The sequence below is a fragment of the Eudoraea sp. genome, from assembly GCF_049665975.1.
Taxonomy (GTDB): Bacteria; Bacteroidota; Bacteroidia; order Flavobacteriales; family Flavobacteriaceae; genus Eudoraea.
The window spans coordinates 12988-34486 of sequence record NZ_JBATGR010000120.1; the positions used below are offsets into that span (position 1 = coordinate 12988).

Sequence of the window (21499 nt, forward strand, 5' to 3'; positions counted from 1 at the left end):
TCTTATGAGCAAACAACATAAAAATACAAATAAGGAGTTTAGATTTTCTTCCTGGGCCATTGATAACCCTTCGGTCATTTACGTAATGATTGGTATCTTTTTATTCATTGGATTATCCTCTTATTTTTCAATGCCAAGAGAAGATTTTCCTGAAGTAAAAGAAACCAAGATTTATATTAGTAGTGTTTACCCGGGAAATACCGCAGAAGATATTGAAAGATTATTAACTGACCCCCTTGAAGACAGACTAAAAAATGTGAGTAATTTGGTAGAAATCACTTCTACCTCGCAGGAAGATTATTCCATGATAGTGGTTGAATTTGATGAAGATATTTCCGTTGAAAGTGCCAAACAAAAAGTAAAGGACGAGGTTGACAGTGAAAAAGCAAGTGAAGACTGGCCTATTTTTAATGGTGCAAAAGTAGAACCCGATGTTTTTGACCTTAATTTATCCGAATCTTTTCCTATCATGAATGTGAATCTAACAGGAGATTATCCGGTTGATAAATTAAAGGAATTTGGAGAGTATCTCGAAGATGAAATAGAAGATTTACCAGAGATTAAAGAGGTAGATATCAGGGGAGCACAGGAAAAAGAAGTAGAAGTAGCCGTTGATATTTATAAAATGATGGCGGCCAAGGTTAGCTTTGATGATGTTATACAAGCCATAAATAATGGGAATATGACCATGTCTGCAGGGAATTTAAACACCAGTGGACAGCGCCGTACAATTCGGATTTTAGGTGAAATTGAAGATCCGGTTGAACTTGAAAGTTTTGTTGTTAAATCTGAAAAAAATGCGGCTGTTTATTTAAAGGATATTGCTGAGGTATCATTCAAGGAAGAAGAGAAAACCACCTATGCCCGGGAACGGGGCAGTAGTGTTGTTATGCTTGATATTAAAAAACGTGCAGGTAAAAACGCAATCACTGCGGCAGAAGAGATCAAAAAAATTGTGAAGGATTCAAAGGAGAACTATTTTCCCCCTGACCTGGAGGTTAGTATTGCCAATGATTCCTCGAGTAGAACTTTAAATCAGGTCGATGACCTGGTTAACAATATAATTTTTGGGATCATATTAGTGGTCACAGTTTTAATGTTCTTTTTAGGTTTTCGCAATGCCTTGTTTGTTGGTTTTGCAATCCCTATGTCTATGTTCATGTCCTTTATGGTCCTATCCGCCTTAGGATATACCCTGAATACAATGATCTTATTTGGGCTTATTATGGGACTGGGAATGCTCGTGGATAATGGTATTGTTGTTGTTGAAAACGTATACCGCCTAATGGAAGAGGAGGGAATGTCTCGCGCTGTAGCAGCCAAAAAAGGTGTTGGTGAAATTGCGTTTCCAATAATTATTTCTACTGCCACTACTGTAGCCGCATTCATACCGCTTGGGCTATGGCCTGGTATTATGGGTGAGTTTATGATCTTTTTCCCAATTACGCTATCTGTTGTTCTGGGCTCTTCCCTATTTGTCGCCATATTTATGAACTCCATGCTGGTATCACAATTTATGGAGGTGGGAGACAAAGAACTTACCTTAAAGCAACTTATACGCCTTAGTATTATTCTGGGCGGCTTTGGACTTTTTATTCTGATATTTGGAGGAGAGGTACGCGGATTAGGTTCCTTGATGATAGTATTGGCCATCTTGTTCTGGATATACAAATACGGACTGAAAAAAGCGGCTTTAAACTTTCAGAAAAAATACTTATCACGATTTGAAAATTGGTACGAGAATCGATTGAGGGGTGCACTTAAGGGAAGAAATGTATATGCATACTTTGGTTTTACAGTACTCTTGTTAATAACAGCTTTTATTGCTTTTGGTGTATCCCTCGGAAACGGCCGAACAAAAGTGGAATTTTTTCCGGACAACACCCCTAATGAGATTTATGTTTATATAGAGTATCCACAGGGTACGGCCATAGAAAAGACCAATGAAATAACAAAGAATATCGAAAAAAGAGTCTATGCCATCGCTGATGATTCCAAATATATGGATGGTGAAAACAATTTACTTGTGGCATCGAGTGTTTCACAAGTTGGTAAGGGGGCAGAAAATCCATTTACGGAAGGAGGATCAGCAGCAGAAATGCCTCACAGAGGTAAAATTACCATTTCTATGACAGAGTATAAGTTCAGAGGCGGCAGGGATACCGAAGGACTTAGAAAAGAAATTCAGGACGGTTTAAAAGGCATATACCCTGGGATTGCCATTTCTGTCGAAAAAGATCAGATTGCACCTCCATCGGGTTACCCCATAAATATTGAAATCGAAGGAAAGGATTATGACGTTCTAATAAATACCGCAGAGCAAATGCGAAATTTCCTTAATACAAAAAATATTGAAGGAATAGAAGAATTAAAGATAGATGTCAATACCGGAAAACCAAGTATGCAGGTGACTGTAGATCGTGCAAAAGCAGGCGAACTTGGCGTATCGGTAGGTCAGGTCGGCATGCAGTTAAGGCGCTCACTCTTTGGAGACAAAGCCGGTATTTATAAAGCAGGTGGTGAAGATTATGATATTAATGTTCGCTTTAATAAAGACCTTAGATACAATACTAGCGCTCTATTTAATCAGAATGTAATTTTCAGAGATCAGGCAACAGGCCTGATAAAAGAAATTCCTGTTTCTGCCGTGGCATCTCAAAGAAATACTTCCAGTTTTAGTGCAATAAAACACAAGGATACAAAACGTGTTGTGACACTTTATTCCGGACTTAGACCTGGATTTACGGATGCCGGAGCAATTGTATCTGAAATAAAAAAGGAAATGGAAGAATATAGCGGTATTCCAGCCAATGTAAAAATCGATTATACAGGACAGATTGAAGAACAGAATAAACAGATGCAATTTCTGGTTGGCGCATTCTTTTCAGGGCTTGGTTTAATAATGTTAATTCTTGTTTTCCAATTTGGAGGAATCTCTAAACCAGCTATAATAATGACCGCTATTTTCCTGAGCTTTATCGGGGTTTTTGGTGGATTAATAATAACTGGCTGGCCATTTGTAATTATGATGACCATGATGGGAATTATTTCTCTCGCCGGAATTGTTGTAAACAACGGGGTGGTACTTTTAGATTATACCCAAATACTAATAGATCGAAAAAAGGTGTCTCTGGGCATGACGGATAAGGAATTATTAACAAGAGAACAAGTCACAGAATTAATTGTAAAAGGAGGAAAGGCCAGAATGCGGCCTGTATTGCTCACCGCTATTACCACCGTTCTTGGGTTAATTCCCTTAGCCATTGGCCTTAATATTGATTTCTTTTCGTTATTTACAAGCTTTGATCCTAAGATCTACATTGGGGGAGATAACGTAATATTTTGGGGACCCCTGGCATGGACCGTTATTTTTGGATTGATTGTAGCTACTTTCCTTACATTGATAATAGTACCGGTTCTTTTTAATATAGTTTATAGAATTAAGATTAAACTCAAAGGAGGAGCCAAAAGAACCTCTTTAAAAAAGAAAGATCTAGAAATAGCTGCATAGACTTTTATAGGGTATTCTTCAATAAAAACCCCGCGAAGTGCGGGGTTTTTTGCTTTAGTCGACCTGAACTAACAACTATTCATTTTCAGAAAGTGGTACAGGGAAAACATTATATATCACATCTCCTGGCCTATCTATAGGCAAAGTATTGGACAATCCATAACGTCTAAGATCAAACATTCTATGGTTTTCAGACCACAAAGAATATCTTCTTTGATTTAATAGTTCTGTAGTTAAAGCATCAGCTGTTTGTGCTCCCGCATAATTTGGGAGAGATGCAGAAGTACGAATCGTATTTAAAGCGTCTTCAGCATCCTGCAGATTACTGGCTAAGATACTAGCTTCGGCATACAGCAGTATCAACTCCTCGTTTCTCAGGATTTTAATAGGAGATACATTTGTAGCATATAAACGCGTTTCATGGGTTCCTGTAAGCCCATCCTGGGAACTGGGATCCAGTCTCGGTTCAGCTTTGTCCTCCACACGGGTATCCCCTGCTTCAGCTTCATTAATCCAACTATCATGAACAATAATCTGATCTCCGTTGTTTATGTTGTCTGGCGTAGATGGAACCCTGAACACAGGGTTTGCCTGATCTCCCCCACCCAAGCCAAAAATATGATCGGGACCCAGATCCAGAGCTCCGCTAATATCAAAATAAGAACCGGTAAGTGCCGTTAACGCAGCTGTGCCATCACCAGCATATACCGCGGCCAAAGCAGCTACGGCTCTGTTGAATTGGGTAAAAGTAGCCGGAGTGTCAAATCCGCTAAAACCGCTACTCAAGGGAAAGGCAAAACTATCACCAGCACTTGAAAGATTTCCCTGGGCCTCGTCTAACAAAGCACGGATTTGTGATAATGCATCGTTAAAATCTAAAATTGGACCAGGATTATCAGGGTCGGCTACATCCAATCTGGCCTTATCATAGGATTTTAGAATCTGGATTAATTCATAGGCCTGCATTGTTTTGGCAAACCCAATATATCCATTGGATTCGGCGTCAGTAACGAATTCAGTGTTAGCGGCAGCTTCTATCAACAAATTGGCATTCTTTGTGGCACGGTAATTTCCGTTCCATTGTTGCGTACTGTAAAACGAATTGTTGTCTAACGCAATACCGTCTTTTCCCAGAAGATCTCCAGTATTACGAGGATCTGCATCAAATAAATACAGTTCCCGCCCCATAGTACCACTGGCCGTAACTTCCACTCCCAAACCATCCCTGGTAGTAGATTCTATCCCTACTACCAGTTCGTTCAATTGTCCTTTTGAAGCATTTTGTTGAACACTGCTAACACTGGGTCCGTTCGGATCTAGTACTTTGTCAATTGAGCATGAGTAAGCCATTACTAAAATAGAACAGGCCCATGCTAACATCGTTATCTTTTTGATTATATTTTTCATCTTCAATTTTTTAAAAGTTAACATTCAGGTGAAAGTAGAACTGCCTTGAACTGGGAAAGGGAGTAACCTCTATTCCACTGGAAAGACCAGTACCACCATTAACGGACACCTCCGGATCATAACTACTATAATCTGTAATGGTAAAAATATTTCTGCCTGAGAACCCAAATTTTACACCCTCTACGATATCGCCAAAAACATTGTTCACCGTTTTGGTCGGCAATCTATAATAGATCGCTGCTTCCCTCAAGCGAACATAGCCTGCCGGTTCTACGAATCGTAGCGCATTGGCAGGTGTCGCTAAACGTGCCTGACCTTCAGCAGTTTCCAGATCCGGGGTTACACCTCCCAAATCCGTCAAGAAAGTGGAAAGATTGAGATTTTCACCTCCTTGTTTCCATTGCAAAAGAAACAACACATCAATCTGCTTAAACAAAGTCAGGTTATTGGTAAAGGCCATCTGAAAATCTGGCTCAACATTTCCAACTTGAGTTTGGACACCATCAATTGTACCAACTAATTGGGTTACCGGTTTTCCTTCCTCTATAAAAAAGGTTCCCAAACCAAGACCAAAGCCTGCACCGGGCTGGGGAAAGGCCGGAACATCTAAACGGGTAATTTCCGATCGGTTTAGATAAAACAGAACCCCTGAATTCCATCTAATATTCGGATGATCCAGAACATCAGCCCTTAAACCTAATTCTACCCCTTTATTCCTAAGGTCTGCCAGATTCGTGGTTTCCTGAGTAAACCCTGAAGAGGCAGGGAGCGCTCTGGTAAGAATTAAATCTTTAACTTCTTTACTATAATATGTGGCCTCAAATGAAATTCGATTTTGGAGGAAACCAAGGTCGAATCCCACTTCGAATTCCCCAGCAGTTTCTGGTTCAACATCTGGGTCACCCTTAGCTGCTAAAACCGATTGTCCAATATTGCCCCCAATATTATTGGCTCCAAAACTGGTAAAAGTAGCTCCAAAACCTGCCGGGTTACCTGTTTCTCCATAAGCAACTCTAAACTTGAGTTGGCTTATATCCTCAACGCCCCAAAAATCAAAATTAGAAAAGTTTACTGCCAAAGACGCTTTTGGAAAGCCATAGAATTTATTTGGGTCCCCATTTCTACTGGATTTATCCATACGATATCCCAAGGTGGCAATAAACTGATCCTTATAGTTTCCTTCAACCTGTGCAAAGAAACCAAAGTCCTCCTCTTCTGTCCTAGTCTGATCTATAACTTGGTTAACAGATTGATCTACGCTTGTCTGACCGGCTGCAAGAAGAGAACCCCTGCTATTTACTAAATTAGACTCTTGGTTCAGGTACGTTAAACCCATTTGGGTAGTTAATCCGAAATCTCCTCCCGTGGCATCATAGTCCCATACACCAATAGCTTGTGTATTATATTGTGTGAAGTTATTCTTACCTACGCCAACAAACCCACCTTGGCCACCAATTTGAGCCTGATGTGTTTCGGGAACATAAACATTAGTCTCGTTAGCCAAATAGTCAAGTCCACCACTTAAAACCAATTTTACACGGTGTTTATCGGTCGTTAATATTTTAGTATTTAAGCTTAGCCCCTGAACTATACGATTGTTGCTATCTTCATTTTTTGCATTGTCCCTGACAAAAATCGGGTTCCCAGGATAGTTGGGGTTATTTGGATAATTACCATTGGCATCAGGAAACAGATTGTTCCATGGCCGGGTGAACGCCAAGGTATAACCATAACTAAGTCCACCTTCGTTCTCATTACCTGTAAAACTTCGACTAGAATTAGATCTGGTATAATTGGTAGTAGATGTAAAATCAAAAACATTAGATATCTTATGTTCTATATTGGTACGCAGTGAAAATCGGTCAAAACCGGTATTTTTGATAATCCCATCTTCGTCTCTATACGCTCCACCTACATAGAACTTGGTTCTTTCATTTCCACCTGTCGCATTTAATCTTGTTTCTGTAATAAACCCTGTTTCACCGTAGATAATGTCTTCATAATCATAAAGGCTGCCCTGAGCAGCAATTGTTGCATCAAATTTGGCCCTTTCACCGGCATCAAATGTTTCCTCTACGGAAGCTCCGGTCCAGGGTCGTATCCCCAACGGATTGGCAATGGTATTGGTACCTACATCCTGGCTAAAACTGATTTTAGTTTTTCCAGCTTTACCTCTTTTTGTAGTAATTATGATTACCCCGGCATTCCCTCTTTGTCCATAAATTGCAGCGGCAGAAGATCCTTTTAAAACTTCAACATTCTGAATATCGTTTGGATCCAGATCTGCTAAGCGGTTGCTGGAATTTTCTTCATTCCCCCTGTTTGCGCCTGATGCAAATCTCAATCCGGAGGGTATCTCCACATTGTTATAGTAAACGCCGTCTACAATAATCAGAGGCTGGTTGTTTCCATTGATAGAAGAAACACCCCTAAGCCTGATGGCAAATCCACCACCGGGAGCTCCGGAAGATGATGTAATGTTTACCCCGGGTACTTTACCATATAGTGCCCCATCTACAGTAGACTGACTGGTTGTGCCCACTAGCTCCTGTGCAGAAACCGTTGAAACCGCATTAGCCAAATTTTCACGTTTTACTGAAGTTCCCAAACCTGTAATAATCACCTCGTCCAGACCAGTAGCTGATTCTGCTAAAGTGACATTCAGTGTTGTTGCATCCGTTATCCTAATTTCTCTGGTTTCGAATCCCAAAGAGGAAAAAACCAAGGTTGCCGGAAAATTGTTGACAGAAATTTCATAATTCCCATCAAAATCGCTCGTAGTTCCTGTTGAGGTACCTTTTATTACAACGTCTACCCCTATTAAGGGAGTACCATTTAATTCATCCTGGATATACCCACGGACAGTTTCTTGGGAAAACGCCAAAAACGGCAGCGCAAGAAAAAGCCATAGAAATACCTTGTTAAGTTGAGTTTTTTTCATGTTCAATTAGTATTAAGAATTAGCTATTGTACCTTCCAAGGTAGTGAAGAAAAGGTATAATCAAAATTTTTTTTAAGTTTTTCTTAACAAAATTATCATTATAAAAATATAAAATATGCCAGAAAACACGACCTAATAATATGGGGTGCAAGCATATCTTCTTACATTTGCGGCTGTAAAACAAGGTACTTAAAATGTATAGGAGTCATACTTGTGGTGAATTAAGATCATCACACATAAATAAGGAAGTCACTTTGTCTGGTTGGGTGCAAAAAACAAGAGACAAAGGATTTGTGGTCTGGGTAGATCTTCGTGATCGCTATGGCATTACCCAACTGGTATTTGATGAAGAACGGAGTGATCCTGAAATATTAGAAAAAGCCAGGGTTTTAGGTCGCGAATTTGTATTACAGGTAAAGGGTACTGTAATTGAACGATCTTCTAAAAATTCCAATATCCCTACCGGAGAAATTGAAATATTGGTTACAAAACTTAAGGTATTAAACGAATCCTTAATACCTCCATTTACAATTGAAGACAAAACTGATGGAGGTGAGGACCTGAGGATGAAATATCGCTATCTGGATATTAGAAGAAATCCGGTCAAAGAAAATCTGATTTTTCGTAGTAAAGTTACCATCGAAGTCAGGAATTACCTTTCCAAACAAGGGTTTATTGAAGTGGAAACTCCGTATTTAATAAAATCAACTCCGGAAGGTGCGCGCGATTTTGTAGTTCCAAGCAGGATGAATGAAGGGCAGTTCTATGCCCTGCCACAATCCCCTCAGACCTTCAAGCAATTGCTCATGGTAGGTGGGTTGGATAAATATTTTCAGATCGTAAAATGTTTCAGAGATGAAGATTTGCGCGCTGACCGACAACCAGAATTCACACAAATAGACTGTGAAATGGCTTTTGTAGAACAGGATGATGTATTAAATGCTTTTGAAGGACTTACCAGACATCTGCTACTTGAAATTAACGGAGTAGAGACGGGGGAATTCCCCAGGTTAACCTATGACGATGCCATGAAAAGATTCGGAAATGACAAACCGGATATTCGATTCGGAATGGAATTTGGAGAATTGAACGAAATAGCACAGCACAAAGATTTTAATGTGTTCAATTCCTCTGAATTGGTTGTGGGTATTGCTGTACCCGGCGCAGCATCCTATACTAGAAAAGAAATTGATCAATTAATAAATTGGATACGCAGGCCACAAGTAGGAGCAAAAGGCATGGTATATGTAAAATGTAATGAAGACGGCAGCTATAAATCGTCTGTTGACAAATTTTACAACCAGGAAGATTTATCCAAATGGGCTAAGCATACCGGTGCAAAACCAGGAGATCTTATTTGTATTCTCTCAGGCAATATTGCAGAAACAAGAACTCAATTAAGTGCTTTGCGCATGGAAATGGCAGAACGTCTGGGACTTAGAAATCCGAAAGAATTTGCGCCATTATGGGTTGTAGATTTCCCATTACTGGAGTTAGATGAAGAAACGGGCAATTACCATGCTATGCATCACCCATTTACTTCTCCCAAACCAGGACAGTTAGAATTACTGGATACTGATCCGGCTGCGGTTAGAGCCAATGCTTATGATTTGGTCTTAAATGGAAATGAAATTGGTGGTGGATCAATAAGAATTCACGACAAAGAAACACAAGCCACCATGTTCAGACATCTTGGTTTTACGCCAGAAGAGGCCAAAGCGCAATTTGGTTTTTTAATGGATGCCTTTCAATATGGCGCACCCCCTCATGGAGGAATTGCATTTGGCCTTGACAGGCTTGTGGCCATTCTTGGAGGACAGGAAACCATACGGGATTTTATTGCATTTCCAAAAAATAATAGCGGAAGGGATGTCATGATTGATGCACCTGCCTTTATTGATGATGCACAATTGAAGGAACTTAATTTAAAATTGGATATTCAAACTTAACATCAATCCCGTCTAAAAGCGGCATTTTTTAATACCTTTAAACGTATAGTCACGTAATGCCCAACCGAATAACAACCTTATTTACCAGGTTTCTTAAATGGAGGTACAAAAATATCTCTAATAAGACCTTTACCCAGTTAATGAGCGTGGTGGTTGGATTTTTGGCAGGTCTTGCGGCAGTTACGCTTAAAAACACCACTTATTTCATAGAATCTCTTTTAGAAAAAGGAATCGTTTTTTCCAATTATCAGCTGTATTTTATTACTCCAATTATAGGGCTTACACTAGTGTATCTGTATGTAAAATTTGTACACAAGGAAAAGTTGGAGCACGCCATTTCCTCTATCCTTTTTGCACTCTCTAAAAAGAAAGGAATAATCAGTGCAAAGAAAATATTTTTACCTTTGGTAACGGCCCCGTTAACTGTTGGATTCGGGGGTTCTGTTGGGCTTTTGGGTCCTGCTGTAGCGTCAGGAGCAGCAATTAGTTCAAATGTTGCCCAGTTATTACATATTAATGCCAAAACTAGGTCCCTTCTTATAGCTTGTGCATCCGCGGGGGCTATTGCCTCAATATTTCAGTCCCCTATTGCCGCAATAATTTTTGCCGTCGAGGTTTTTAGTTTGGATTTGACAATGATCTCAATGTTGCCCTTATTATTAGCTTCTATTTCGGGTGTTCTTACATCCTATTTTTTTCTTGGAGATGAATCTTTATTTAGTTTTTCAATAACTGAAAAATTTGAAATAAAAGACACCTTTTTCTATATTGTTTTAGGAGTAGGTACGGCTATCGCCTCTATTTATTTTACAAAAATGTATTTTGGAATTCTAGCTTTCTTTGAAAGATTTAAAAGTCCAAAATATAAACTTCTGGTTGGTGGATTAGCCATTGGTATTATGCTCTATTTTATTCCACCACTCTATGGCGAAGGCTTTGTATTTATTAATAAGCTCTTGCACGGTGAACATATTGATGCACTGGGTAAAACACCTTTTGACAACTACACCAATAATATATGGGTGGTTATAGCACTGCTATTCGGGATTATCATTTTCAAAGCTGTTGCAATGACTACAACTTTTGCAGCAGGGGGTTCAGGAGGTATATTTATTCCTACTATGGTCATGGGAAGTGCATTAGGGAATGTTGTTGGGAAAGTGATCAATAATTTAGGCTTGGGGCTTTCTGTGAATGAAAGTAATTTCACCCTAATTGGAATGGCAGGGCTTATTGCAGGAGTGCTGCAGGCACCTTTAACCGCCATCTTTTTAATTGCAGAAATTACAGGGGGCTACGAACTTTTTGTTCCCTTAATGATTACTTCAGCAATATCCTTTCTTCTTACAAAGAATGCAATTGATTATACCATTTATACGCGAGAATTAGCAAAACAAGGCGCGCTTATTACACATAACAAAGATCAAACTGTGCTGACTTTAATGGAGCTCGATGATATTATCGAAAAAAATTTCAAGGCCGTCAGGCAGGATATGACCCTCGGTGAAATGGTCTACCAATCGGTTGCAAAATCTGCCCGTAATATATTTCCGGTAATAGACGCAAATGATGCCCTTGTAGGTATTGTTCTATTGGATGACATACGTGAATTTATGTTTGACACCTCCATATATGATAAAATAAGGGTCGAATCCTTTATGCACAATGCCCCTGAACTCATATTTTATGAAAGGGACTCTATGCAGGAAGTAATGCGAAAATTCCAGGATAGCAGTGCATGGAACCTGCCTGTAATAAAAGATGGAAAATATTTTGGTTTTATTTCCAAATCAAAGTTGCTAACCGCTTATAGAAGAAAGTTGATTAACTTTACCAAAGAAGATGCAAATTAGGTTCAAACATATCATTCTTTTAATTGTATTGGTGTCTCTTGGGGCTATATTTTATGGTTTCTCACTTGGAGAAGAACATGCTCAAATGGCCAACAAATATATTGGATTTGGCACCGTTGGGCTATTTTTAATAGCTATGCCGTTATTTCTTATTAAGGAGAGCAAAACCAGAAAAGTAAAGGATTATATGCTCACTGAGGAAAATATTCGTAAAATGCAAGGTAAACTTCCCAAAAAGTCTGAAAATCAATAAATTTGGTCAAATTTTGCCTTTTCTTTAAAGAGGTCTGCGCAAAAAATCATACTTTCGTATCGTAATTTTTTTATTTTAATACTTATTTTAATGACAGGAACCGTAAAATTTTTCAATGAATCCAATGGATACGGGTTCATTACCAACGACGACACCGGGAAGGACATCTTTGTTCATGCCACAGCATTGAACGGAGTGGAATTAAACGAAGGCGACAAAGTAGAATACGAAGAAGAAGAAGGAAGAAAGGGCATGGTTGCGGCACAAGTGCAAGTAATCGGATAAAAATATTTTATTTTGAATTGAACGATCCCCGATCCAAAATCGGGGATTTTTTTTGCTCCTAATTCAATCTTCGTTTCTGAATAAAAAACCGTTTTAGTAATTCTGCACACTCCGCTTCTAAAACACCTCCGGATATAGTAGTTTTTGGATGCAATTGGCCCCCTAAAGCAGAAAAACCCCTTTGAGGATCATAAGCTCCAAAAACAATTTTAGGAATTTGACTCCAAAAAAGTGCCCCTGCGCACATTTGACAAGGTTCCAGAGTTACATATAAAGTACAATTATGTAAATATTTTCCTCCTAAAAAGTTAGCGGCAGCTGTTATTGCTTGCATTTCCGCATGTGCCGTTACATCATTAAGTTGCTCGGTTAAATTGTGCCCTCTGGCAATTATTCTATCCTGAACAACAATTATTGCTCCAATAGGAACTTCACCTTTCTCAAAAGCAGTTGCGGCCTCCTGCAATGCTCTTTTCATAAAATAAGCATCGTCAAATTTAAAATCAATAGACATAATACTGCAATATTAGGAATAGATGTGGTTATAACAAAAAATGAATTAATGTACATTTGTTATTTCCTATGAAACTACTGAATACTATTAATTATCCTTCTGATCTTCGCAAAATAAAAGCGAATGAATTACCTCTTCTTGCCAAAGAACTAAGGAATTTTATAATTGATATCGTAGCCGTAAAAGAAGGACATTTAGGTGCAAGCCTGGGTGTGGTGGAATTAACGTTGGCAATACATTATGTATTCAATACGCCTTTTGACAGATTAATCTGGGATGTTGGTCACCAGGCTTACGGCCATAAAATTATCACAGGACGTAAAGATGTCTTTCACACGAACAGGCAACTTGGTGGAATAAGTGGTTTTCCAAAAAGAGATGAAAGCAAGTATGATTCCTTTGGAACTGGTCACAGTTCCACTTCAATTTCTGCCATCCTGGGGATGGCTCTTGCATCAAAATTAAAAGGAGATAATAAAAGACAACATATAGCAGTTATTGGTGATGCCTCTATTGCCAGTGGGATGGCTTTTGAAGGATTGAACCATGCCGGTGTTACAAATACGAATGTTCTTATAATTCTCAATGATAATGCAATTGGCATTGATCCGAGTGTGGGGGCTCTTAAAAAATACCTGACTAATGTCAAAAAGGGTACGGCAAAAGATGAAAATATCTTTGAATGCCTGAATTTTGACTATACGGGCCCGGTTGACGGTCACGATGTTCTTCTTTTAATAAAAGAATTAAAAAGATTGAAAACTGTAAAAGGACCTAAATTACTCCACATTATTACCACTAAGGGGAAAGGTTTAAAAAAAGCAGAGGAAAATCAGGTTACCTATCATGCTCCGGGTAAATTCAATAATCAAACCGGTGATTTGATAAACTCGCAGACTGAAAATAAGCCTCCTAAATATCAGGATGTGTTTGGTCATACACTTGTAGAACTGGCATTAAAAAATGATAACATTATTGGCATTACACCCGCCATGCCTACGGGAAGTTCTTTAAAGTTTATGATGGAACAGATTCCGGAAAGGGCTTTTGATGTCGGTATCGCAGAGCAACATGCCGTTACAATGGCTGCAGGAATGGATGCTGAAGGATTGCTGCCTTTTTGCGCCATTTATTCTACCTTTTTACAAAGGGCTTACGATCAGGTAATTCATGATGTTGCCATACAGAATCTTCCGGTGGCCTTCTTTCTCGACAGATCGGGAGTAGTAGGGCAAGATGGTGGCACACATCATGGGGTATATGATATAGCCTATTTACGTTGTATCCCAAATCTCACGATATTTTCACCCTTAAACGAGGCGGAGCTGCGCAATATTATGTATACTATTCAAGATAGCCTTTCCGGGCCAATTGCTATTCGCTACCCCAGAGGACGTGCTACCACCACTAATTGGAAAGAACCTTTCCAAAAAATGGAAATTGGGGTCGCCGAAGAATTGACCCAGGGCAATAAAATTGCTATACTATCTTTAGGTCACATCGGGAACACTGTTTCCGAGCTCATTATGGACCTGAATATGCCAGGAAAATTAGGTCATTACAATATGCGTTTTGCAAAGCCTTTGGATGAGAAAATGTTACACTTTATTTTTGATACCTATGAGCAGATAATTACCGTAGAAGATGGTTGTAAAATTGGAGGCTTTGGAAGCGCGATTTTAGAATTTGCAAATTCTATAAATAACCCCATCCCTATTTCAATATGCGGAATTGATGATGTTTTCATTGAACATGGAACAGTAGAACAATTACATGAAATGGCACATCTTGATGACCAATCCATTAAAAAACTTATCCTGGAATTATTGAAATAATAGTATGACAAGAAGGTTTATTTTATTCGGATTGTTATTATTATCCTCTTCTTATGCCTACCTGCAGGATACTATTCCTTCAGGTATAGCGGTTGATACTACAAAAATTGATACCATTGTCATCCGTGCCAGGCAATACAAAATAAAAGCAGCACCCAGAGGAGTACGTTTTATCAATCCTGCTATTTCTTTCAATAAAAGTAAAGTTCTAAGTGAACCTTATAAACCATTTGTAATCCCCTCCTTTTGGGTAAAGGAAAATAAAGTGGGATTAAATATAAGTGAGGTAGCCTTTGTTAATTGGAATGCGGGGGGTGAAAATGCGATTTCTGCCATAGGAAACTCGAAATTTGTAAGAAATTATAAATTTAGATACATTAAATGGAATAACGAGCTAATCCTTAGATACGGCATTAATGTACAGGAAGGAAGGGAGGTAAGAAAAACAGAGGACGTAATTAGACTGACCTCTTCTTTTGGCTATCGCCAGGATACACTAAATAAATGGTATTATTCAATTAATACCAAATTTAATACGCAATTTACAGACGGTTTTAACTATCCGAACACAGACAACCCTATCTCCAGATTTATGGCTCCGGGATATTTATTTTTTGGTGGGGGTCCTTCCTTTGTGCCTGACGGCAATAATTTCAGCCTCTACCTATCTCCTACTACTGTAAAAGCAACTTTTGTTCTTGATCAAACGCTTGCAAACCAAGGCGCTTTTGGGGTAAGGAGAGCCATATTTGATGAGGATGGAAATCTGGTGACTAAAGGGTCAACAAAATTTGTTGAATTCGGGATATTAGTAACAAATACCTGGGAGAAAGAAATTGCAACTAACATAATTATGAATCATCGTCTAAGTCTTTTTACAGATTATATAAGACGTTTTGGGAATATAGATGTAGACTGGGAATTGAATTTTACATTTAAGGTGAACAACCTATTTGAGGCCAATTTAGGAACCCATATTATTTATGATGATGATATCCGTTTTGACCAGGTAATCGCTGACACCGGTAATGTAATTGATCCCGGAGTTCCCAAAATCCAATTCAGACAGGTTTTGGCAATTGGCTTAGCGTATAATTTTTAAAGTTGCTTTCCGCTTATTTTGTTATGAATATGCACTGCAGCACTGTCCGACAGGCTGGCAACAAAGCAACAGGAATTTAACAAAACTGTATAAATTGAGCCTTCCATCATTCTGTAAGCATCTGGCAGGGTTTCTATTAACAGTTTATCATAGTTCGTAGGTTTCCCTTCTTTTTGTCTTACCAGGGCTCCTGTATAGACTTCCAGAATATCCGAAATAATTTTGTAGCCGGCGATTTCTTTCTCGATAACTCCGGGTGAGCGATATATTTTATTAACACTCAATTGAATAATGTCCTCAATCTGCGCCTTGTATTGACTGCGATCCAGAAGCGAGATCGAAAACTCACCAGCCAGGATTGCCTCTTCATTTTCAAGAAAAACTGATACCGCATCCGTAATGAGTGTATTAATTGCCAAAGCCCTTAGATAGCTCAGCCTGTCGGCCATAATGGTTAATGAATTGTACTTTTTAGTATTTATAGTGTCTTTAACCAGTTTAATCAAATACTCCAAAGCGTATTCTTCTGAGATTAATCCCAGGTTTATTCCATCTTCAAAATCAATTATGGTATAGCAGATATCATCAGCAGCTTCAACCAAATACGTCAATGGATGCCTGGAATATGCAATGTTTGCTCCTTTGCTTGTAAGGAGAAGTCCTAATTCCTCAGCAACTTCATTAAAAAATTCCTTTTGTGATTGAAAAAAACCAAATTTTTTAGCTGCTATGTGAGTTGTTGGCTTCTTTGGAATAGACTCCTTAGGATATTTCATAAAGGCACCCAACGTGGCATAGCTTAATCGGAGTCCTCCTGATACCCCTTCACGTGATTCCGTGAGTAATTTAAATCCATTGGCATTGCCTTCAAAATCAATGATATCCTGATACTCCTTTTGGGATAAAAGTGATTTGTATTTTTTACCTTCCCCATGTTTAAAGAATTCCCCAATGGCCTTTTCACCACTATGACCAAATGGTGGATTGCCAATATCATGCGCCAGCGCTGCAGCCGCTACAATGGCTCCAAAATCTCCAAATTTATACCCGTGGGTTTCCAACAAAAATGGATGTTTTTTTAATAGCTTTTCACCCGCAATTCTTCCCAGGCTTCGCCCAACAACAGAAACTTCCAGGCTATGGGTTAAACGGGTATGAACAAAATCTGTTTTTGAAAGTGGTATTACCTGTGTCTTGTCTTGCAGGCTCCTGAAAGCAGCAGAAAAGATTACTCTGTCATAATCCACTTCAAATCCCAGACGAGTCTCGTTTTGCTCATTGCGCAATCTTTTATGTGTATCTCCAAAACGCTTTAAAGAGAGGAGTTGATCCCAGTTCATATGTCCTAAATTACGATGGAAAGATACAGTTTTTTAAAGGTGAATAAATATTTAAACAAACCCTTTTTGAACTAATTATTGAACATGGAATTTATGTCTTAACGTTTCCTTAATCTGCTAACCTTATGGTAACCTTAATAAAATAAATGTTTAACCTGCAGGTAACAGGACTTTTACAACTCATAGCGTTCTTTGCGGTTGAAAACGTAAATCAAATAGATGAAACAAGTTTTTATTGTCCTGCTTGCGCTTTTACTATCCCAGTTCATGGGTCATTCCCAGGAAGTTGGAAGTATAATAGGTAAGCTTACAGATAAAGAGGTAAATAATGAGCCTCTTGCGTTTGCCAATGTTCTTATAAAAAATACAACTAAAGGAACCACTTCTGACTTCGATGGCCTGTATGAAATTACAGGGGTTACCCCGGGGGAGTATACTTTAGTATTTAGTTTTTTGGGTTATGAAACGCTTGAAATTCCTAATGTGGTGGTAGAGAGCGGCAAAGTTACTCAGATTAATACAGCTCTTGGAGCCGGTAGTGTTTCACTAGACGAAGTGGTAATTACTGTCTCAACGAGTAAAGATTCAGAAATCGCATTGTTGCTTGAACAAAAAAAGGCTCTTGTTATTCAGGAGGCTATTAGTGCAGAAGCCCTTAAGCTTAAGGGAATAGACAATGCTGCCGCCGCGGTTGCCCAAATTTCGGGAATCTCAAAGCAACAGGGTTCAAGCAATGTTTACGTAAGAGGTTTGGGCGACAGATACCAAAACACGACCATGAACGGGCTTTCATTGCCTTCTAATGACGTCAATAAAAAGAATATTGACCTTGATATTTTCGCCTCCGGTATTATAGAAAATGTTTCCGTTAGCAAAGCATATTCCTCTACATTTTATGGAGATTTTGCCGCTGGAAATGTCAATATCGATTCTAAGGATTACACAGGAAATGGATATTTAGAGGTTTCCCTGGGTAGCGGGCTAAATTCTAATGCAGCAGGTGAAAATTGGGTTCGAAGTGAGGGCCCGAGTAATTTTGGATTCTACAATCGCTATAGTAAGGACCCCTTTAACAGAGTATTGGCGTTTGGTGTAGACCCACAAGATGCCTGGAGTCCGGTAAACATTTCAGGAGCAATTGAAGGAGGCTATTCTTTCCCTTTTGGCAAAGAATCCCGCCTGAGCTTTTTTGGAGCAGCCTCCTTTGACAATGGCTATGAATTATTGGAAGGGCCAGCACGTGATTATACCAATGTTCTTAAAACCGACTTCCCTAACGTACGGGAATATGCCTATAGCACAACAACTACGGCACTAGCCAATATAGGGTATAGGATAGATACCAAAAACGTGGTAAAATTCAGTTCGCTATTTATAAATAATTCGACTGATGCAGTGGGTTATTTTGGAATTAACGGTCTTGGAACAAACAGGGACGCCATATTAAATACAGATGAGGGATTTTATGTAATGAACGTGCAGTTTAACCAGGATATGATTTTTGTAAATCAACTTACGGGAATTCACAATTTTGATGATAAACTTTCTCTGGGTTGGGGAATAGGATATAATACGGTGTTTTCTGATGAGCCTGATCGAAAACGAATTACGCTAGAGAATTATCAATTTGCTTTGGATGGTGATTCAAATACGAACCCCGTTTTTTATACAAATATTCCTTTTGATAATCAAAGGTTTTTCCAAAGTATTAACGACGATGAACTGAATAGTTATATTAATTTGGGTTATGAGTTATCGGAAAAGGTAAAATTAAATTTTGGGTATAACGGCAGAACAAAAGAGCGCAGGTTTAGCAGTATTCGCTATGGTTATGAAATTCTGGATAGAGATAATACTCCAATCACTGACGTTAATAATTTTAATCCGATTTTTAGTGTTTCTAACATCAATATTCCAGAAGGAAGTGGATTGTATGATCTTATTGTCCTTAATCCAATTTCAGATGAAATAGGAAATAAGAACAGACCAGGGTTACCGGAAAATACCTATACCGGAAATCTTGATATTCACGGAGTATACGCCTCGGCAGAATTAAGCCTTGGAGAGAAATGGTCTTTGGTTCCCGGGTTTAGAGTAGAATCTTTTACTCAAAAAGTAGAATATGATGTAATAAACATAAGGCCAGATGATCCGGGTTTTCGTGAAGTTTACGAAAATATCTATTTACCCAGTCTGAATGTCCGCTTTGCCGTAAATGATGATTCTAATTTGCGATTTGCTTTTAGTAAAACAGCCTCATTTCCCGAATTTAAAGAAGTTGCTCCCTTTGTATATGAAGCAGTTACCATAAGATATGGTGGAAATCCCGACCTTTTAGGTGGCTTAAATGGTACAGGAGCTACTTATTCTGATGTATACAACTTAGATTTAAAATACGAATGGTTTTTGGAGCAGGGTGAAATTATATCCTTAGCTGCTTTTTCAAAAACCATTAAAAATCCGGTTAACCGGGTTGTGGCAGCAGATGCTACAGGCACGCAACGTTATTTCAGAACGGGAGATCAGGCAGACATATACGGAGTAGAACTTGAAGTACGCAAAAACCTTTTAACTAATTCCGATGATATCCCTGTCCTGTCTGTAGGTCTTAATGCCGCTTATACCAATACAAAGCAAGATTTAAAAGACATCCCTGCGGGTGAGGATAATACCTTTGGAACCTCTTTTGATAGAGATTCGGATAATTTAGAGGGAGCATCTCCTATTATAGTCAATACCGATCTTAATTACAGCCCGGTGTTTGGCAATTACAAACCTAAAGCCACTGTATCATTTTCATATTTTTCGGATCGGATATTTTCCCTGGGTGCAGGAAGTTTAGGTAATATAGTAGAAAAAGCAGTTCCAACTCTAAACTTCATTTGGAGAAATGAAATAGGTGAGCACTTTGAAGCCAATGCATCTGTTATGAACATTCTGAACCCGGATATTTCCTTTGTCAGGGAAAATACAGGGGTAGGAGATATTACTATAAGAGAATATAAGCTCGGGGTTAACTTTGGGCTAACCCTCAAATATAAATTTTAATTCTATTTAATTCTTAAAACAATGAAAAACAAGTTTTTATCTTTAGGTATAGCCGCAGCACTGCTATTTGCATGTGAGAAGGACAATACCCCGGATATTGTTATCAATGATAACAGTGTCACTAACATCACAGAAGGAGGTGGCGAACCACCAGCAGAAACCACAGTTAATTTGAGCGGTGTCTATACAGAAGATCTTGTATTGGATTCCGAAATTGATTATGTTATAACCGGACCGGTTTTGATGGCCGATGGAACTACTTTGACCATCCCCGCCGGACTGACTATTAAGGCCCAGCCAGTTGGCGTAAATGCTTATATAGCTATACAACAAGGGGCTCAAATTAATGCTTTAGGGACAGCCAGTAATCCAATTATAATGACCTCAAATGCAAATAGCCCTTCTTCCGGAGATTGGGGTGGTCTGGTCATTTGCGGGAGGGCACCCATAAATTCAACTCCTGATGGTTCGGAAGATACCGCAACTTCAGAAGTTGGAGGATTATCTTACGGTGGAAATACGCCAACAGACAATTCGGGTAACGTTCAATATATAAGAATTGAATATGCCGGTGGAGCCGTTGATGGAAATGCTGAATTAAACGGTTTGTCTTTATATGCTGTTGGCAGTGGTACAACAATTGATTATGTTGAGGTTTTTGAAGGATCTGATGATGGTATTGAATTTTTTGGAGGAACTGTAAATGCAAGTCATATTGTAATTGTAAATGCAGAGGATGATTCCATGGATTGGACTGAGGGCTATACAGGAACACTAACAGACGTGTATGTGCAACACGGGGTATCACATGATAAGGCTTTTGAATGTGATGGATACAATACCGATTTTAGTAATGAAGCAGGATATTACTCTGCTCCAAATGTGACTAATTTAACTGTTGTTGGTGCTAATGATGCCAGTGAGGCAATAAGGCTTAGGGCTGGTACTCAGGGAATATTCACCAATGTAGTTCTTAATGATTTTGAGGAAGGTTTTGATTGTGACGGAGATACTGGAGATAATCCTACCGGTCAGGGTGTGCTGGATGGAAATCTCGGTGTTATCGATGTTACTTTTAACAATGTAACTACCAAACTAAAGAATGATACCGGATATACGTTCACAGAGGCCGATTTTATTTCAGGTGATGGTAATGGAACAGGTACAGATGTTTCTGCCTGGGGTACGGGTTGGACAGTAGGTGTTAACTAATCAAAAAAATAAATACTTTTATATAAAGCCCGGTATTACCGGGCTTTTTTTGTAGCACCCACACTTTGTATCTTTAAATTGGGTCTTGTGCCTACAATGCTTTTTTAGGAAAAGCGAATAGGTCAGGGTCTTTCTCTTCAAGTAAGATATTCCACCATTGATCCCTTTTTCCCAATAACTATATTTTGCCCCGCTTTTTGATAACCTTTTTGTTACCAAACTTTAATATACGGGTAACCTTAGATTTAC

The 21499-nt window shown here is 38.8% G+C and carries 13 protein-coding genes; 9 read left to right on the forward strand and 4 right to left on the reverse strand.

Going from position 1 to position 21499, the window contains the following annotated elements:
- Window positions 1-4 precede the first annotated feature (4 nt).
- Complete coding sequence (locus tag WBN20_RS04835; protein ID WP_424280901.1) at window positions 5-3511, forward strand: efflux RND transporter permease subunit; 3507 nt, start codon at window positions 5-7, stop codon at window positions 3509-3511.
- Between the two features lie 75 nt (window positions 3512-3586).
- On the opposite strand, the gene WBN20_RS04840 is transcribed toward WBN20_RS04835, so the two are convergent.
- A complete protein-coding gene (locus WBN20_RS04840) occupies window positions 3587-4918 on the reverse strand; it encodes a RagB/SusD family nutrient uptake outer membrane protein (RefSeq protein WP_424280902.1) in 1332 nt (443 codons plus the stop codon).
- Between the two features lie 10 nt (window positions 4919-4928).
- Complete coding sequence (locus WBN20_RS04845; protein WP_424280903.1) at window positions 4929-7859, reverse strand: SusC/RagA family TonB-linked outer membrane protein; 2931 nt, start codon at window positions 7857-7859, stop codon at window positions 4929-4931.
- Between the two features lie 194 nt (window positions 7860-8053).
- On the opposite strand from WBN20_RS04845, the gene aspS reads away from it, so the two are divergent.
- The 4 genes from aspS (at window position 8054) to WBN20_RS04865 (ending at window position 12199) form a co-directional block, all read left to right on the forward strand.
- A complete protein-coding gene (gene aspS, locus WBN20_RS04850; protein ID WP_424280904.1) occupies window positions 8054-9808 on the forward strand; it encodes an aspartate--tRNA ligase in 1755 nt (584 codons plus the stop codon).
- A 56-nt stretch (window positions 9809-9864) separates the two neighbouring features.
- On the forward strand, window positions 9865-11661 hold the full coding sequence (locus WBN20_RS04855) for a chloride channel protein (RefSeq protein WP_424280905.1): 1797 nt from the start codon (window positions 9865-9867) through the stop codon (window positions 11659-11661).
- Entirely contained in the window at window positions 11651-11914 is a 264-nt protein-coding gene (locus WBN20_RS04860; protein WP_424280906.1) for a hypothetical protein, read from the forward strand. The genes WBN20_RS04855 and WBN20_RS04860 overlap by 11 nt, the downstream gene beginning before the upstream one ends.
- A 90-nt stretch (window positions 11915-12004) precedes the next feature.
- Complete coding sequence (locus tag WBN20_RS04865) at window positions 12005-12199, forward strand: cold-shock protein (RefSeq protein ID WP_424280907.1); 195 nt, start codon at window positions 12005-12007, stop codon at window positions 12197-12199.
- A gap of 58 nt (window positions 12200-12257) precedes the next feature.
- Here the strand turns inward: WBN20_RS04865 and WBN20_RS04870 are convergent, their stop codons facing one another.
- Complete coding sequence (locus WBN20_RS04870) at window positions 12258-12713, reverse strand: nucleoside deaminase (RefSeq protein WP_424273224.1); 456 nt, start codon at window positions 12711-12713, stop codon at window positions 12258-12260.
- 68 nt (window positions 12714-12781) lie between these two features.
- Between WBN20_RS04870 and WBN20_RS04875 the strand changes: the two genes are divergently transcribed.
- Window positions 12782-14548 (forward strand): 1-deoxy-D-xylulose-5-phosphate synthase, encoded by a 1767-nt coding sequence (locus WBN20_RS04875; RefSeq protein WP_424280908.1) that lies wholly within the window; start codon window positions 12782-12784, stop codon window positions 14546-14548.
- A gap of 4 nt (window positions 14549-14552) precedes the next feature.
- Window positions 14553-15650, forward strand: coding sequence for a DUF3078 domain-containing protein (locus WBN20_RS04880; RefSeq protein WP_424280909.1), 1098 nt, complete (start codon window positions 14553-14555; stop codon window positions 15648-15650).
- On the opposite strand, the gene dgt is transcribed toward WBN20_RS04880, so the two are convergent.
- Window positions 15647-16990, reverse strand: a complete 1344-nt coding sequence (gene dgt / locus WBN20_RS04885; protein ID WP_424280910.1) for a dGTP triphosphohydrolase — start codon at window positions 16988-16990, stop codon at window positions 15647-15649. The genes WBN20_RS04880 and dgt overlap by 4 nt on opposite strands.
- 219 nt (window positions 16991-17209) lie before the next feature.
- Here dgt and WBN20_RS04890 point away from each other — a divergent pair, with 219 nt between their 5' ends.
- Together WBN20_RS04890 and WBN20_RS04895 are read left to right on the forward strand one after the other, a co-directional pair.
- Entirely contained in the window at window positions 17210-20038 is a 2829-nt protein-coding gene (locus WBN20_RS04890) for a TonB-dependent receptor domain-containing protein (RefSeq protein WP_424280911.1), read from the forward strand.
- Window positions 20039-20059: 21 nt separating this feature from the next.
- Window positions 20060-21250 carry a multidrug transporter gene (locus WBN20_RS04895; RefSeq protein ID WP_424280912.1) on the forward strand — a complete coding sequence of 397 codons (1191 nt, stop codon included), beginning with the start codon at window positions 20060-20062 and terminating at the stop codon, window positions 21248-21250.
- The last annotated feature ends 249 nt before the right edge of the window (window positions 21251-21499 follow it).